Origin of the sequence: Leucobacter chromiiresistens (assembly GCF_900102345.1) — a bacterium.
GTDB classification, from domain to species: Bacteria; Actinomycetota; Actinomycetes; order Actinomycetales; family Microbacteriaceae; genus Leucobacter; species Leucobacter chromiiresistens.
In genome coordinates, this window is sequence record NZ_FNKB01000002.1 from 174990 (window position 1) to 189639 (window position 14650).

13 protein-coding genes are annotated in these 14650 nt (G+C 70.7%); 12 read left to right on the plus strand and 1 reads right to left on the minus strand.

Annotated elements, in window-relative coordinates; translation table 11 throughout:
• The first annotated feature begins 2 nt into the window (after positions 1 to 2).
• The 8 genes from map (at position 3) to BLT44_RS13870 (ending at position 9139) form a co-directional block, all read left to right on the plus strand.
• Positions 3 to 845 (plus strand): type I methionyl aminopeptidase, encoded by an 843-nt coding sequence (gene map / locus BLT44_RS13835; RefSeq protein ID WP_010156419.1) that lies wholly within the window; start codon positions 3 to 5, stop codon positions 843 to 845.
• A 189-nt stretch (positions 846 to 1034) separates the two neighbouring features.
• The gene (gene infA / locus BLT44_RS13840) at positions 1035 to 1256 is read left to right on the plus strand and encodes a translation initiation factor IF-1 (protein ID WP_010156420.1); all 222 of its coding nucleotides are present in this window, start codon (positions 1035 to 1037) and stop codon (positions 1254 to 1256) included.
• A gap of 69 nt (positions 1257 to 1325) precedes the next feature.
• On the plus strand, positions 1326 to 1442 hold the full coding sequence (gene rpmJ, locus BLT44_RS13845) for a 50S ribosomal protein L36 (RefSeq protein WP_005050492.1): 117 nt from the start codon (positions 1326 to 1328) through the stop codon (positions 1440 to 1442).
• Positions 1443 to 1662: 220 nt separating this feature from the next.
• A complete protein-coding gene (gene rpsM, locus BLT44_RS13850) occupies positions 1663 to 2031 on the plus strand; it encodes a 30S ribosomal protein S13 (RefSeq protein WP_010156422.1) in 369 nt (122 codons plus the stop codon).
• A 47-nt stretch (positions 2032 to 2078) separates the two neighbouring features.
• Positions 2079 to 2477 carry a 30S ribosomal protein S11 gene (rpsK, locus tag BLT44_RS13855; RefSeq protein WP_010156423.1) on the plus strand — a complete coding sequence of 133 codons (399 nt, stop codon included), beginning with the start codon at positions 2079 to 2081 and terminating at the stop codon, positions 2475 to 2477.
• A gap of 151 nt (positions 2478 to 2628) precedes the next feature.
• Positions 2629 to 3615, plus strand: a complete 987-nt coding sequence (locus BLT44_RS13860) for a DNA-directed RNA polymerase subunit alpha (RefSeq protein WP_010156424.1) — start codon at positions 2629 to 2631, stop codon at positions 3613 to 3615.
• Positions 3616 to 3660: 45 nt separating this feature from the next.
• Positions 3661 to 4176, plus strand: a complete 516-nt coding sequence (gene rplQ / locus BLT44_RS13865; protein WP_029608232.1) for a 50S ribosomal protein L17 — start codon at positions 3661 to 3663, stop codon at positions 4174 to 4176.
• Positions 4177 to 4429: 253 nt separating this feature from the next.
• Positions 4430 to 9139, plus strand: a complete 4710-nt coding sequence (locus BLT44_RS13870) for an ExeM/NucH family extracellular endonuclease (protein ID WP_244887492.1) — start codon at positions 4430 to 4432, stop codon at positions 9137 to 9139.
• A 94-nt stretch (positions 9140 to 9233) separates the two neighbouring features.
• Here the strand turns inward: BLT44_RS13870 and BLT44_RS13875 are convergent, their stop codons facing one another.
• On the minus strand, positions 9234 to 11141 hold the full coding sequence (locus BLT44_RS13875) for an acyltransferase family protein (protein ID WP_010156427.1): 1908 nt from the start codon (positions 11139 to 11141) through the stop codon (positions 9234 to 9236).
• 91 nt (positions 11142 to 11232) lie between these two features.
• Between BLT44_RS13875 and truA the strand changes: the two genes are divergently transcribed.
• The 4 genes from truA to glmM all read left to right on the plus strand — a co-directional run bounded on the left by truA (position 11233) and on the right by glmM (position 14614).
• Positions 11233 to 12123 (plus strand): tRNA pseudouridine(38-40) synthase TruA, encoded by an 891-nt coding sequence (truA, locus tag BLT44_RS13880; protein ID WP_010156428.1) that lies wholly within the window; start codon positions 11233 to 11235, stop codon positions 12121 to 12123.
• Between the two features lie 164 nt (positions 12124 to 12287).
• Positions 12288 to 12734 (plus strand): 50S ribosomal protein L13, encoded by a 447-nt coding sequence (gene rplM, locus BLT44_RS13885; RefSeq protein ID WP_010156429.1) that lies wholly within the window; start codon positions 12288 to 12290, stop codon positions 12732 to 12734.
• A 33-nt stretch (positions 12735 to 12767) separates the two neighbouring features.
• Positions 12768 to 13247 carry a 30S ribosomal protein S9 gene (gene rpsI / locus BLT44_RS13890; RefSeq protein ID WP_010156430.1) on the plus strand — a complete coding sequence of 160 codons (480 nt, stop codon included), beginning with the start codon at positions 12768 to 12770 and terminating at the stop codon, positions 13245 to 13247.
• A 17-nt stretch (positions 13248 to 13264) separates the two neighbouring features.
• Positions 13265 to 14614 carry a phosphoglucosamine mutase gene (glmM, locus tag BLT44_RS13895; protein ID WP_029608233.1) on the plus strand — a complete coding sequence of 450 codons (1350 nt, stop codon included), beginning with the start codon at positions 13265 to 13267 and terminating at the stop codon, positions 14612 to 14614.
• The last annotated feature ends 36 nt before the right edge of the window (positions 14615 to 14650 follow it).

The following is a 14650-nucleotide window of genomic DNA, read 5'->3' on the forward strand; positions in this document are numbered from 1 at the left end:
CGTTGGCCCGTCGAGGTCTGCTGCGACGTTCGATCTACAAGTCGCCCGCGCAGCTGCGCCTGATGATCGAGCCGGGTCTTGCGACCGCCGCGGCGCTCGAGCAGATGCGCGCGGCGGTGGCGCCGGGCGTGACGCCGCTCGAACTCGACGCGATCGCTGAGCGGGCCATTCGCGAGCGCGGCGGAGCGCCGAACTTCATGCTCGAGCCCGGGTACCGCCACACCATCTGCGCGAACGTGAATCAGCACGTGGTGCACGCCATCCCGACCGATCGGCCGCTCGAGCCGGGCGACATCGTCGCTCTCGACGCCGGCGCCGTGGTCGACGGGTGGCACGGCGACTCGGCGTTCACCGCGGTGCTGCCCGATCACGCCGACCCGGAGCGCACTGCGGCGAATCAGCGGCTCAGCGACGTCACCGAGCAGGCGATGTGGCGCGGGATCGCGCGGCTCGCCTCGGCCGCGCACCTCAACGAGGTGGGGGAGGCGGTCGCCGGCTACGTGCGCTCGCGCAGCGACTTCGGCGTGCTCGAGGACTACATCGGCCACGGGATCGGCCGCAGCATGCACGAGGATCCGCCGGTGTTCAACGTACCGGTGCGCCGTCGCGGGCCCGAGGTCAAACCGGGGCTGGTGGTCGCCATCGAGCCCATCATCTCCGCGGGCGGCATCGACACCGTCGTCGAGGACGACGATTGGACGGTGACGATCGCGGACGGCTCGATGAGCGCCCAGTGGGAGCACACCGTCGCCGTGCACGAACGGGGCATCTGGGTGCTCACCGCAGCGGACGGCGGCGCGAGCGGCCTGGAGCCGCTCGGCGTGCGCCCCGTTCCGATCCCGTGACCGCGCTCGCCGGCGCGCCTCGCCGATGGAGACGCGCCGAGCTTTACAAAAGCCGACACGCCGAGTACTCTTGATCATTGGTGCTTTGCGCCTGCTTTTGCGTTCGCTCCGGCTCGATTCGGATCGGTCGGAGACGCAGCGGCTGAGCATTCGCATGACCAGTACACCTACGCAAGCGATAGTGAGGCTATGGCGAAGAAAGACGGCGTCATCGAGATCGAGGGACACATCGTCGAGGCTCTGCCGAACGCGATGTTCCGCGTCGAGCTGACCAACGGACATAAAGTGCTCGCTCACATCTCGGGCAAAATGCGCCAGCACTACATCCGCATCCTCCCCGAGGATCGCGTGATCGTCGAGCTGACGCCCTACGATCTGACCCGCGGCCGCATCGTCTACCGCTACAAGTAGGTCGCTGGGAAGTAACGACTCGCGGCACTCTGCGAGTACGAGGACAGCGATACACACGAAGGAACCATCATGAAGGTCAATCCCAGCGTCAAGCCGATCTGCGATCACTGCAAGGTCATCCGTCGCCACGGACGCGTCATGGTGATCTGCAAGAGCAACCCGCGCCACAAGCAGCGCCAGGGCTGAGGCCCGGTCGCCGCCGGCGGCTCCGCAGAACACACAACTGAATAACCGATCCAGCGCATCGAAGAACCCGCGCGGGTCTCATCCCATCGGACGCGCAGCGTCCGTGCGAGAGCCGCGATGAGCCGAAGGCTCACCTCGATCACGAGCGGGGGACACCTCGGGCCGGAGGCCCGAACCCCCGATGCGCACCACACCTCCACGATCCGCAAGGAGAGCCAACATGGCACGTCTCGCAGGAGTCGACATCCCACGCGACAAGCGCGTTGAGATCGCACTCACCTACATCTACGGCGTTGGGCGCACCAGCGCACTCAAGACCCTCGCCGACACGAACATCGACGGCAACATCCGCGTGAAGGACCTGTCGGACGACCAGCTGGTCGCGCTCCGCGACTACATCGAGGGCAACTTCAAGGTCGAGGGCGATCTGCGCCGCGAGGTCGCAGCCGACATCCGCCGCAAGGTCGAGATCGGCAGCTACCAGGGGCTCCGCCACCGTAAGGGCCTGCCTGTGCACGGTCAGCGCACCAAGACGAACGCTCGTACCCGCAAGGGCCCGAAGCGCACCGTCGCCGGCAAGAAGAAGTAACGCCGGTTCGTTAGACCACCACACAGAGCTTTTCAGGAGAACACTCAATGGCTGCACCAAAGACCGCGGCTCGCAAGCCGCGTCGCAAGGACAAGAAGAATGTCGCCGTGGGCCAGGCCCACATCAAGTCGACCTTCAACAACACGATCGTCTCGATCACCGACACCACGGGTGCCGTGATCAGCTGGGCCTCCTCCGGCGGAGTCGGCTTCAAGGGCTCGCGCAAGTCGACCCCGTTCGCCGCTCAGCTGGCCGCCGAGTCCGCTGCCCGCAAGGCGCAGGAGCACGGCATGAAGAAGGTCGACATCTTCGTCAAGGGACCGGGCTCGGGCCGCGAGACCGCGATCCGCTCGCTGCAGGCCGCCGGCCTCGAGGTGGGTTCGATCAACGACGTCACCCCGCAGACGCACAACGGGTGCCGTCCGCCGAAGCGTCGCCGCGTGTGATCGGTGAGTCGCGCCGGCTTCGGCCGGCGCGGCTGCCGCTCTCGAGCGGCGATCCGTCATTCCCAGCGTCGGCTGCGGCCGGCGCTTCAGCCCACTTCATCCCGATACCGCATGAGTCATATAGCGGACTCCAGCGAAAGGATCACACACCGTGCTGATTGCACAGCGACCCACTCTGACTGAAGAATCGATCTCCGAGTTCCGTTCGCGTTTCGCCATCGAGCCGCTCGAGCCCGGCTTCGGCTACACGCTCGGCAACTCGCTGCGTCGTACCCTGCTGTCGTCGATTCCCGGCGCGGCCGTCACGAGCGTGCGCTTCGAGGGCGTCGCCCACGAGTTCACGACCATCCCGGGCGTGACCGAGGACGTCACCGAGATCATCCTCAACATCAAGGATCTCGTCGTCTCGAGCGAGCACGACGAGCCCATCACCGCCTACCTGCGGAAGACCGGCGCCGGTGAGATCACCGCCGCCGACATCTCCGCACCGGCGGGCGTCGAGGTGCACAACCCCGAGCTCGTCATCGCGACGCTCAGCGACTCGGCGCAGTTCGAGCTCGAGCTGACGATCGAGCGCGGCCGCGGATACGTCTCCGCCGCTCAGAACCGCAACGAGGACGCCGAGGTCGGCCGCATCCCGGTCGACTCGATCTACTCGCCGGTGCTCAAGGTCACCTACCGCGTCGAGGCGACGCGTGCGGGTGAGCGCACCGACTTCGACCGCCTCGTGGTCGACGTCGAGTCGAAGCCCGCGATCTCCCCGCGAGACGCGATCGCTTCGGCCGGGTCCACCCTCGTCGAGCTCTTCGGGCTCGCGCGAGAGCTGAACACCGCCGCCGAGGGCGTCGAGATCGGCCCCGCGCCGGTCGAGGTCGTCGCAGAGGGCGAGCTCTCGATCCCGATCGAGGACCTCGATCTCTCGGTGCGCAGCTACAACTGCCTCAAGCGCGAGGGCATTAACACGGTGAGCGAACTGGTCGCGCTCTCCGAGGCGCAGCTGATGAACATTCGCAACTTCGGCCAGAAGTCGGTATTCGAGGTGCGCGACAAGCTCACCGAGATGGGCCTCTCGCTCAAGGATGCGGTGCCCGGGTTCGACGGCGCGCAGTTCTACAGCTACGAAGACGACAACAACTAACGGTTCGGCACTGTCAGCCCGACCGCACATCTACTGGAGTAAATAATGCCCAAGCCCAACAAGGGCCCCCGCCTCGGAGGCGGCCCCGCACACGAGCGTCTGATGCTGAACCAGCTGGCATCGCAGCTCTTCGAGCACAAGCGGATCCAGACGACGGAGACCAAGGCGAAGCGCCTGCAGCCCGTCGCAGAGCGTCTCGTGACCTTCGCGAAGCGCGGCGACCTGCACTCGCGCCGTCGCGTGATGCGTCAGATCCTCGACAAGTCGGTCGTGCACGAGCTCTTCACCGAGATCGCACCGCTCGTCGAGAACCGCGAAGGCGGCTACACGCGCATCGTCAAGACCGGTTTCCGCAAGGGCGACCGTGCGCCGCTCGCCGTGATCGAGCTCGTGCTCGAGCCGGTGTCGCCGAAGCCGAAGGCCGAGAAGCCCGCTGCTCCGGTCGCCGAGGAGACCACCGGGGCTCCCGCCGAGGAGACCAGTGAGGCTCCCGTCGAGGAGACCACCGAGGCTCCGGCCGAGGAGACCACCGAGGCACCCGCCGAGGCGAAGGCCGAGTAAGTCTCAGGCTGTTCGTCGAATGCCCCGTCGCGCACTGCGCGACGGGGCATTCGCGTTCCATGAGGGGGCGGGCGGGGAGCGTTCACCCGACGGCACGCGCCGTTCACCCGCTGTGAAGCTGCGCGCGCTGCGGCCGTCACCCCGGTTCCGTACCGTCGAGAGCGCCGCCCGCTCGGAAGGGCGGCGCACGTCGCCGGAAGCCACCGGCGCCCCGGGCCGCCCGGAGCGGCGTCCCGTGATCAACGGAGAAACGGTGTCCCTGAAACGAACCCATCGCCTCTGCGCGGGTGCGGCGATCGCCGCACTGGCAGCGGTACCGCTCATCGCCACGTCGGCACACGCCAGCATCGACGGCACGGGGGCGGTGATCAACGAGATCTACACCGCCGGAGGCAACAGCGGCGCCGCGCTGAACGCGGACTACGTGGAACTGGCGAACCCGACCGATGCCGAGATCAGCCTCGCCGGCTGGTCGCTGCAGTACCGGCCGGCGACGGCCTCCGCGCCCGCGTCGGGCGCCGGCGTGATCCCGCTCTCCGGTTCGATCCCCGCAGGCGGTACGTTCCTGATCACCGGCTCAGCCGGAGCGAACGGGCAGCCCGTCCCCGCGGGCGATCTCTCGTCCACCCTCGCCGCAGGCGCGGGCGGCGGACAGCTCGTGCTCGCGAAGACCACGGCGCCCATCGCGCTCGGCGGCGAGGCGGATGCCGCGACCGTGGCGGACTTCGCGGGCTACGGCTCGGCGATGCGGTTCGAGGGCGCCGCGCCGGCTCCCGCTCCGACCGCTGCCCAGAGCATCGAACGCGCCGGGTTCGCCGACACGGACGACAACGCGGCCGACTTCACCGCCGCCGCCCCGACGCCCACCGCCTCGGGGGTGCCGCCGGTCGAGCAGCCCGAGCCAATCGACCCGGAGACAGTCACGCCGATCTCCGAGATCCAGGGGACGGGACCCGCCAGCCCGCTCGCCGGGCAACGGGTGAAGACGCGCGGAATCGTCACCGCGACGTACCCCACGGGCAACTTCGCCGGGTACACGATCCAGACCCCGGGCGCCGGCGGCGCCATCGACCCGAGCGAGCACGTCGCCTCCGAGGCGATCTTCGTGTACTCGGCCGACACGGTCGGCCAGGCGGGCGTCGGAGCGCATGTCGAGGTGACCGGCATGGTCTCGGAGTTCAACGGGCTCACCGAGATCACCGCCGCCGCGAGCGAGCTGACCGTGCTCGACGAGCCGGCCGATCCGGTCGTCCCCGCCGCGGTCGGGTTCCCGGCGACCGACGCCGAGCGCGAGACGCTGGAGAGCATGCTGATCGCCCCGCAGGGCGCTTTCACCGTCTCCGACACCTACGACACGAACTTCTTCGGCGAGATCGGCCTCGCAGCCGACAGCGCGCCCCTGCTCACGCCGACCGCGGCCGGTGCGCCGGGAAGCGAGGCCTTCCTCGCCGCGCAGGCGAGGAACGCCGCGGTCGGGGTGCTGCTCGACGACGGGTCGAGCATCAACTTCAACACGCGGAAGGACGCGCCGCTGCCGTACCTCTCGAGCACCGCGCCGGTGCGCGTCGGCGCGGCGGCGACGTTCACGAAACCGGTCGTGCTCGACTACCGCAACGGGGCCTGGAAGTTCCAGCCGACCACGCAGCTCACCCCCGAGAACGCCGCCGCAGTGCAGCCGGCGACGTTCACCGACACGCGTGAGGATCGCCCCGCCGACGTCGGGGGAGACGTGCGCCTCGCCGGCTTCAACGTGCTGAACTACTTCACGACGTGGGGTGCCGACGTCGCCGGATGCCAGCCCTACGAGGATCGCGCCGGGAACGGCATCTCCGTGCGCACCGGGTGCGACGCCCGCGGCGCGTGGGATCGGGCGAGTTTCGACCGGCAGCAGGGCAAGATCGTCGACGCGATCAATGCGCTCGATGCCACCGTCGTGTCGCTCGAGGAGATCGAGAACTCCGCCCGCTTCGGCAAGGACCGCGACGCGGCGCTCGCCGACCTCGTCGCCGCCCTGAACGCCGATGAGGCCGTCACGGGCGGCGAGTGGGACTACGTGCACTCCCCGGCCGAGCTGCCCGCGAGCGAGGACGTCATCCGCACCGCCTTCATCTACAAGAAGGACGCGATCGAGCCGCTCGACGCGTCGGTGATCCTCACCGATTCGGCCGCGTTCTCGAAGGCGCGGCAGCCGCTCGCGCAGCACTTCCGACCGGTCGGCTCGGATGCCGATTTCGTGGTGATCGCGAACCACTTCAAGTCGAAGGGCGACAGCAAGCCCGCGGCGACCGGCGACAACGCCGACGCGAAGGACGGCGTCGGCGCGTTCAACGGCGACCGCACGCGTCAGGCCGAAGCGCTGCTCGACTTCGCCTCCGCGATGGAGCAGCGCGCGGGCACGGACCGCGTGTTCCTCGTCGGCGACTTCAACGCGTACGCGGGTGAGACGCCGATCCAGCGCATTCTCGACGCCGACTTCGTCGACCAGGGCGCCAAGACGGGGGAGCAGACCTACGCATTCGACGGCGCGGTCGGCTCGCTCGACTACGTATTCGCGTCTCCCGCCGCGGAACGCCTCGTCACGGGCGCCGACATCTGGAACATCAACTCCGTCGAAGCCGTCGCCCTCGAGTACAGCCGGTACAACTCGAACGTCGTCGACCTCTTCGCCGAAGGGCCGTTCCGGTCGTCGGATCACGATCCCATCGTCGTCGGCATCTCGGCCGATGCGGCGGCGGCCGAGAAGCAGCAGCTCAATCTGCTCAACATCAACGACTTCCACGGCCGCATCGACGCCAACACCGTCAAGTTCGCCGGAACCGTCGAAGCGCTGCGCGCCGAGCACCCGGAGAGCAGTGCGCTCATCTCGTCGGGCGACAACATCGGCGCGTCGCTGTTCGCGTCGTCGGCGGCCGAGGATCAGCCGACCCTCGACGTGCTGAACGCCCTGGGCCTCACCGCCTCTGCGGCCGGCAATCACGAGTTCGATCGCGGCTACGACGACCTCGACGGCCGTGTGCGGGAAGCCGCGGCGTTCCCCTACCTCGGAGCGAACGTCACCCGCGACGGCGCACCGGCGCTGCAGGAGTACGAGATCATCGAGATCGACGGCGTGGACGTCGCCATCATCGGCGCCGTCACGCAGGAGACGCCGTCGCTCGTGTCGCCCGGGGGCATCGAGGGACTCGAGTTCGGCGATCCCGTCGCGGCCGTCAACCGCGTCGCCGCGCAGCTCAGCGACGGCGACCCCGAGAACGGGGAGGCCGACGTCATCGTCGCCGAGTACCACGAGGGAGCCGCCGGCGGCAACGCGGAGCAGACGACGCTGGAGGAGGAGGTCGCCGCGGGCGGCGTCTTCGCCCGCATCGTCACCGAGACCAGCCCCGAGGTCGACGCGATCTTCAACGGGCACACGCACGCCGAGTACGCCTGGAACGCGCCGGTGCCCGGCGCGGCCGACGGCAGCACCCGCCCGGTGCTGCAGACGGGAAGCTACGGCGAGCGCATCGGCCAGGTGGTGCTCGAGTTCGACACGGAGACCGGGGAGACGGAGACGCTCGTCAACCGCAACGTCGCCCGCGTCACCACCGACGACGCCGAGCTCGTCGCGGGCTCGACCGTCGTCGCCGAGGTGCAGCGGATCGTGAACGATGCGCTCGACAACGCGGCGGAGATCGGCAACCGGAAGATCGGCGAAGCCACCGCCGACATCACCACCGCCCACATCGGGGCGGCGCGCGACGATCGCGGTTCGGAGTCGACGCTCGGCAACTTCGTCGCGGACGCCATGCTCGCCACGCTCGCGTCGCCGGAGCGCGGCGGGGCCGAGATCGGCGTGGTGAACCCGGGAGGCCTCCGCGCCGAGCTCGCAGCGGGGGAGATCACGTACGCCGAGGCGAACGCCGTACTGCCCTTCCTGAACAACCTCTGGACCACGACCCTCACCGGGTCGCAGTTCAAGACCGTGCTCGAGCAGCAGTGGCAGCGCACGGCGGACGGCGATGTGCCCTCGAAGCCGTACCTGCAGCTCGGGCTCTCGAAGAACGTCAGCTACACCTTCGACGCCGCGCGCGCCGAGGGGGATCGCATCACGAGCATCACGGTCGACGGGGCGCCCATCGACCCCGAGCGGGAGTACCGCATCGGCTCGTTCAGCTTCCTGCTGCAGGGCGGCGACAACTTCCGGGAGTTCGCGAACGGGGTGCGCACGCAGGACACGGGGCTGGTGGATCGCGACGCGTGGATCGAGTACCTGCGCAGCAACAGCCCGGTCTCGCCGAGCTACGACCGCCGGTCGGTGCAGGTCGCCGGTCTGCCCGACGGCCCGGTGCAGCCGGGCGACGAGATCGAGCTGCAGTTCGACAAGCTCGACCTCACCTCGCTCGGCGTGCCGCCCAACACCGAGATCTCCGCGTCCATCGTCGCGTCGGGCGAGACCGCGGACGCAGCGGCTACGCAGGGCGGCTCGACCGCGGAGGCCGCGGCCCTGGCCACCGCTCCGGTCTCGGACGGTGCTGCGACACTGTCGCTCACGGTGCCCGAGGGCGTCGGCGGGGCGGCGACGCTCACCGCCACGACCGACGTCAGCGGCACCACCGTGACCGTGCCTCTGCAGGTCGAGGCGGCAGCGCCCGGCGGTGCCGATGGTTCGGCGACGGGCGGCGCAGCGGGGGCGGCGACCGGCGCCGCCGACGGCTCGGGGTCTGCCGGAGCTGCCGGCGGCGCGGAGGGCGCGGCTGCGGGCGGTGCCGACGCCGGCGGCACCGCTGCGGCGCGCGCGGCCGATGCGGCCGGTGCTGCAGACGGCGGAGCGGGGAGCGCGGGAGGCGGTGCGCTCGCCGCGACCGGTTCGGAGTCGCCCACGGCGAGCCTCGCCGTGGCGCTCCTGGCGGCGCTCGGCGGAGCGGCGATCCTCGCCCGGCGTGCGCAGCGCGCTCGCAAGCAGATCGCTGCACGCGCGAGCTGAGCGCCCATGCGGCGTCGGCCGCAGCCTGCCGACGCCGCACCGCAGAGGGAACGCCCGCCGGTCGCCATTCGCGCGACCGGCGGGCGTTCCGCGTTCACCGGCGCGGTACGGAGAAGCCCATGCCCTCACCGGGCTGCTGGAGCGCCGAGAGGGCGCGCTCCACGCTCTCCGCGTACCGCTCGCCCCCGCTCGGATTCGGGTGGATCCCGTCGCCCGCGAGCGCCTCGGCGGGCGCAGCCGTGATCGTCGCGTCCCAGTCGGCGACCACCACGCCGCGGTGAGCATCGGCGTACGCGTCGAGCTCCTGGTTGACTCCGGGAATCCAATCGCGCTCTCCGTGGGCGTTGACCAGCACGATCTGCCGGCCGGCGGCCGCCGTGCGCAGCGCCTCGAGCTCAGCGGGGTCGATCGGGCCATTGGTGCCGAGCCCGACGAGGAGGACGGGGCGCAGCGCCCCCGCATCGGCCTGCTGGGCGGCGATCTCGACGCCCACGCCGAGGCCGCGCGAGACCTCGGCGTCGACGGCGATCCCGGGGAAGCGCTGCTCGAGCTCGGGCAGGCTCGCGAGCATCACCGAGTCGCCGATGGCCGTGAGGTCGGGCCCCTCCGGCTGCACGGGGCCCGCATCCGTGCGCTCCTGCGCTGCATCGGGCGCGCGGCCGTCCGCTCCCTCGCCCGCGCCGGTTCCGGCCCCCGGCTGCTCGGCGTCGCGTGCGGCCTTCCCGCGCGCCACGGCGTCAGCCGCAGAGCTCTGCTCGGGGGCGGTGGCGACGGCGACCACCGTGGTCGGTACGGCGAGTGCGAGCGCGAGCCCCACGAGCGCCGGCGCCCACCGCTGCCGAGGGGCGGCGCGCGCCCGCCGCAGCGCCAGAACGAGCGACCGCCGCAACCCGAACCGCCGCACGGGCTCCTCGACGAAGCGATACGAGAGGGCGGCGATGCCGACGGAAGCCGCGAGCGTGACCGCGCCGACGAGGTGCGCGGGCCATCCGCCGAGCGCCGCCGTAGCGAGCAGCAGCAGCGGCCAGTGCCAGAGGTAGATGCCGTAGGAGCGCTCGCCGATCCACCGCAGCGGCTGGGCGTCGAGTGCCCGGCCGATGCGCGCCGCCGGCCGGCTGACCGCCCAGACCGTGAGGAGCGCAGCCGCGGTGGCGAGCTGGAATCCCCAGGTGAAGCTCTCCGCGCTGCCCTCGCGCAGCGTCGCGGCCAGCCAGCCGAGCACCCCGAGGCCCGTCGCCGCGGCGGCCGTGAGGGCGAGCTGCGCGACCCGTCCTGGCGGCCCGTGCCCCGACAACGACTCCGCGACGGGGGCGGCGGGCCGCGGCGCCGCGATGAGGGCGAGAGCGGCCCCCAGGGCGAGCCCGAACACGTGCGTGTCCGAGCCGAAGTACACCCGCGTCGGGTCGGCGCCCGCGCCCGCAAGCACGGCCATGAGGAGAGCCGAGACGGCGCCGACGACGGCCAGAGGCAGCGCGCGCGCGAACCGGCCCCGGATCCGGAGCACGAGGAGCAGGAGCAGGGGCAGCACGATGTAGTACTGCTCCTCGATCGCGAGCGACCAGGTGTGCCTGAAGAGCTCGGGCGCATCCCGCGCGAAGTAGTCGGATCCGGCGGCGATCGACGTCCAGTTGCTCACGAACAGCGCGGCCCCCGCGATCTGCCGGCCGATGCCCACGAGGAGATCGCGATCCGCCAGCAGGGCGAGCGACGTCGACACGACGAGCACAAGGCCGAGCGCCGGCAGCAACCGGCGGGCTCGGCGCTTCCAGAAATGCCGCAGCGCGATGCGGCCGGTGGAGCGGTGCTCGCGCAGCAGCAGCGTCGTGATGAGGAATCCGCTGATCGCGAAGAAGACATCGACCCCGAGGAAGCCGCCGGGCAGCCACCCCGGGAAGAGGTGGTAGCCGAGCACGAGGCCCACCGCGATCGCGCGGAGCCCGTCGAGACCCCCGAGCCGGTCGGCGCGGGGGAGCGGGGAACGGAGAGGCGGAGTCTGAGTCATAGTGGTCGGAGCGACGCGGCCGGGGCGCCACGGGCATCCAGTGTACGTCGCCCGATCCGAGGCGCTCTGAGCCTTCTGGCAGGATCGAGGCATGCACACCCCTTCCGTTCGCCTGCGCCTCGACCTGTCGTACGACGGCACCGATTTCTCGGGCTGGGCCGCGCAGCCCGGGCTGCGCACCGTGCAGGGCAGCCTCGAGGCCGCGCTCGCCACGCTGCTCAGGATCGCCGAGCCGGAGGCGGCGCGACTCACCGTCGGCGGGCGCACCGACGCCGGGGTGCATGCGCGAGGCCAGGTCGCGCACCTCGACGTCACGCCGGCGCAGCTCGACAAGTGGACGGCGCGGCGCCGCCCGGGCGAGCGCGAGCTCGGCGACGACGAGCTTGCGCGGATGCGCGGCCGCAAACTCACCGGCGTCGTCTCCCGCGATGCGCCCGACATCGCGGTGCACACGGTGCGCGAGGTGCCCACCGCGTTCGACGCGCGGTTCTCCGCGCTGCGGCGCCGCTACGAGTACCGCCTCATCGACGCCGACATGCGCAAGGATCCGCTGGTGGCGCGCTACACCGCCCACGTGCCGCGACCGCTCGACTTCGACGCCATGCAGGCCGCCGCCGACGACCTGCTCGGCCTGAACGACTTCACCACCTTCTGCAAAGCCCGCGAGGGCGCCACCGCGGTGCGCGACCTGCTGCGCTTCGAGTGGCGCACGACCGAGGACGGCGCCTACGCCGCGCGCATCGAAGCCGACGCGTTCTGCCACTCGATGGTGCGGGCGCTCATCGGCGCCGTGGTGGCGGTGGGCAGCGGCCGCATCGCCCGCGAGGAGCTGGCGGCGCTGCGCGACGCCCGAGCGCGCACCAGCCGCTTCACGGTGATGCCGGCGCACGGGCTCTCGCTCGAGGAGATCGCCTACCCGGGTGACGACGCCCTCGAGGAGCGCGCGGAGGCCACGCGGGCTCGGCGCGATCCGCTCCCGTGACGCTCAGCTGACCCGCTTGCACCGCTCCGGTCTGTGCTAGGCTTGACCCTTGGTGCGCAAGCACCCGATTTGTTGAGCCCTCCAGCCGCGCGCGCACCCCTCGGGGACCACGCACCGGAGCGGGATTCACGAACTCCTCCAATTCGACAGAAAGCAGCACTCTAGTGACTCGCACGTATTCACCGAAGGCCGCCGAGCAGAAGCACGATTGGGTCGTCATCGACGCCGCAGACGTGGTGCTCGGCCGCCTGGCATCGCACGCGGCAGCCCTGCTCCGCGGCAAGCACAAGACCACCTTCGCCCCCCACATGGACATGGGCGACTACGTGGTCATCATCAACGCCGACAAGGTCGTGCTGACCGGCAACAAGGCGAAGAACAAGCGCGCCTACCGTCACTCGGGCTACCCAGGCGGCCTCCGCTCCGTCAGCTACACCGAGCTGCTCGAGAAGAACCCCGAGCGCGCGGTCGAGAAGGCGATTCGCGGCATGCTCCCGAAGAACTCGCTCGGCGCAGATCTGTTCCGCAAGCTGAAGGTGTACGCAGGTGCGGAGCACCCGCACGCGGCTCAGCAGCCCACCCCCTACACCTTCGGCCAGGTCGCGCAGTAATCGCGCCCCGAGACCTCAGAGAGAGAATTCACAGTGACTGAAGAGCAGACCGTGGCCACCGAGAGCTACACCACCGAGACGCCGGCCGGGCAGGCCGCCGCCGCTTCCCCCCGTCCCGCGCTCACCGTTCCCGGTGCAGCAGTGGGCCGCCGCAAGCAGGCCATCGCCCGCGTGCGCCTCATCCCCGGCTCGGGCACCTTCACGGTGAACGGCCGCGAGTTCGCGGAGTACTTCCCGAACAAGCTGCACCAGCAGCTCATCACCGACCCCTTCACGGCTCTCGAGCTCAACGGGTCGTACGACATCATCGCCCGCATCGGCGGCGGCGGCCCCTCGGGCCAGGCGGGCGCACTGCGCCTCGCCATCGCGCGTGCGCTCAACGAGATCGACGCCGAGCACAACCGCCCGACGCTGAAGAAGGCCGGCTTCCTCAGCCGCGATGCGCGCATCAAGGAGCGCAAGAAGGCCGGTCTCAAGAAGGCCCGCAAGGCGCCTCAGTACTCGAAGCGCTAAATCGGGGCTTCCAGCACATGGGACGCCTGTTTGGCACCGATGGGGTTCGAGGGCTGGCCGGAGTCGATGTGACTGCCGAGCTGGCCCTCAGCCTCGCTCGCGCTGCGGCTCTCGTTCTCGGGCGTTCTGCCCGGGGCGAGAGCCGTCGTGCTGTTGCCGTCGTCGCGCGCGATCCGCGCGTCTCCGGCGAGTTCATCTCCGCGGCGGTCTCCGCAGGCCTCGCCTCCGCCGGTGTCGACGTGCTCGACGCCGGGGTGATCCCGACGCCCGCAGCGGCGTACCTCGTGGCTGACACGGGCGCCGACTTCGGCGTCATGGTGTCGGCATCGCACAACCCCGCGCCCGACAACGGCATCAAGTTCTTCGCCGAGGGCGGCCGCAAGCTCGCCGACGACGTCGAGGACGAGATCGAGGCTGCGATGGAGGGAGCCGTGGTCGCGGTGACCGGCCGCGAGGTCGGCCGCATCCGCCGGTTCGCCGACGCCGAGGATCGCTATCTCGTGCACCTGCTCGGCACCCTCGAGGGCACGCGCCTCGACGGAGTGCACGTGGTGCTCGACTGCGCGCACGGCGCCGCCGCCGGCATCTCGCCCGACGTGTTCACGGACGCGGGAGCCCGGGTCACCGTGATCGGCAACGACCCCGACGGTTTCAACATCAACGACGGCGTCGGATCGACCCACCTCGAACCGCTCGCCGCCGCAGTGCGGCAGCACGGCGCCGACCTCGGCATCGCGCACGACGGAGACGCCGATCGCTGCCTGGCGGTCGACGCAGACGGAACCGTCGTCGACGGCGACAAGATCATGGCGATCCTCGCCCTCTCGATGTCGAGACGCGGCAAGCTCGAGCGCAACACGCTCGTCGCCACCGTCATGTCGAACCTCGGCCTCAAGCTCGCGATGGCCGACAACGGCATCGACGTGGTCGAGACCGGCGTGGGCGACCGCTACGTGCTCGAGGCCATCAACGCCGAGGGCTACTCGCTCGGCGGCGAGCAGTCGGGCCACGTCATCATGAGCGAGCACGCGACGACGGGCGACGGCATCCTGACCGGGCTGCACATCGCCGCCGAGATCGTGCGCAGCGGCAAGCCGCTCGCCGAGCTCGCCGAATGCATGACCGTCTACCCCCAGGTGCTCGTCAACGTGCGCGGCGTCGATCGCGCCGGCGTCGGCGCCGACGAGGTGCTGCAGCAGGCGGTGCGCCAGGCGGAGATCGCCCTCGCAGGCAAGGGGCGGGTACTCCTGCGCCCCTCCGGCACCGAGCCCGTCGTGCGGGTGATGGTCGAGGCCGAGCACGTCGACGACGCGCAGCGTCTCGCCGACGATCTCGCCGGGATCGTGCTCGACCGCCTCGCGGTCTGAGCGCGCGCCCCGCGCCGCGCCTCGCGGTCGGAGCGG

Excerpts from the sequence above, each read along its gene's own strand:
- rpmJ (WP_005050492.1), top strand. The coding sequence starts at position 1,326 with ATGAAGGTCAATCCCAGCGTCAAGCCGATCTGCGATCACTGCAAGGTC.
- rpsM (WP_010156422.1), top strand. The coding sequence starts at position 1,663 with ATGGCACGTCTCGCAGGAGTCGACATCCCACGCGACAAGCGCGTTGAG.
- glmM (WP_029608233.1), top strand. The coding sequence starts at position 13,265 with ATGGGACGCCTGTTTGGCACCGATGGGGTTCGAGGGCTGGCCGGAGTC.
- rpsK (WP_010156423.1), top strand. The coding sequence starts at position 2,079 with ATGGCTGCACCAAAGACCGCGGCTCGCAAGCCGCGTCGCAAGGACAAG.
- infA (WP_010156420.1), top strand. The coding sequence starts at position 1,035 with ATGGCGAAGAAAGACGGCGTCATCGAGATCGAGGGACACATCGTCGAG.
- BLT44_RS13875 (WP_010156427.1), bottom strand. The coding sequence starts at position 11,141 with ATGACTCAGACTCCGCCTCTCCGTTCCCCGCTCCCCCGCGCCGACCGG.
- truA (WP_010156428.1), top strand. The coding sequence starts at position 11,233 with ATGCACACCCCTTCCGTTCGCCTGCGCCTCGACCTGTCGTACGACGGC.
- rplQ (WP_029608232.1), top strand. The coding sequence starts at position 3,661 with ATGCCCAAGCCCAACAAGGGCCCCCGCCTCGGAGGCGGCCCCGCACAC.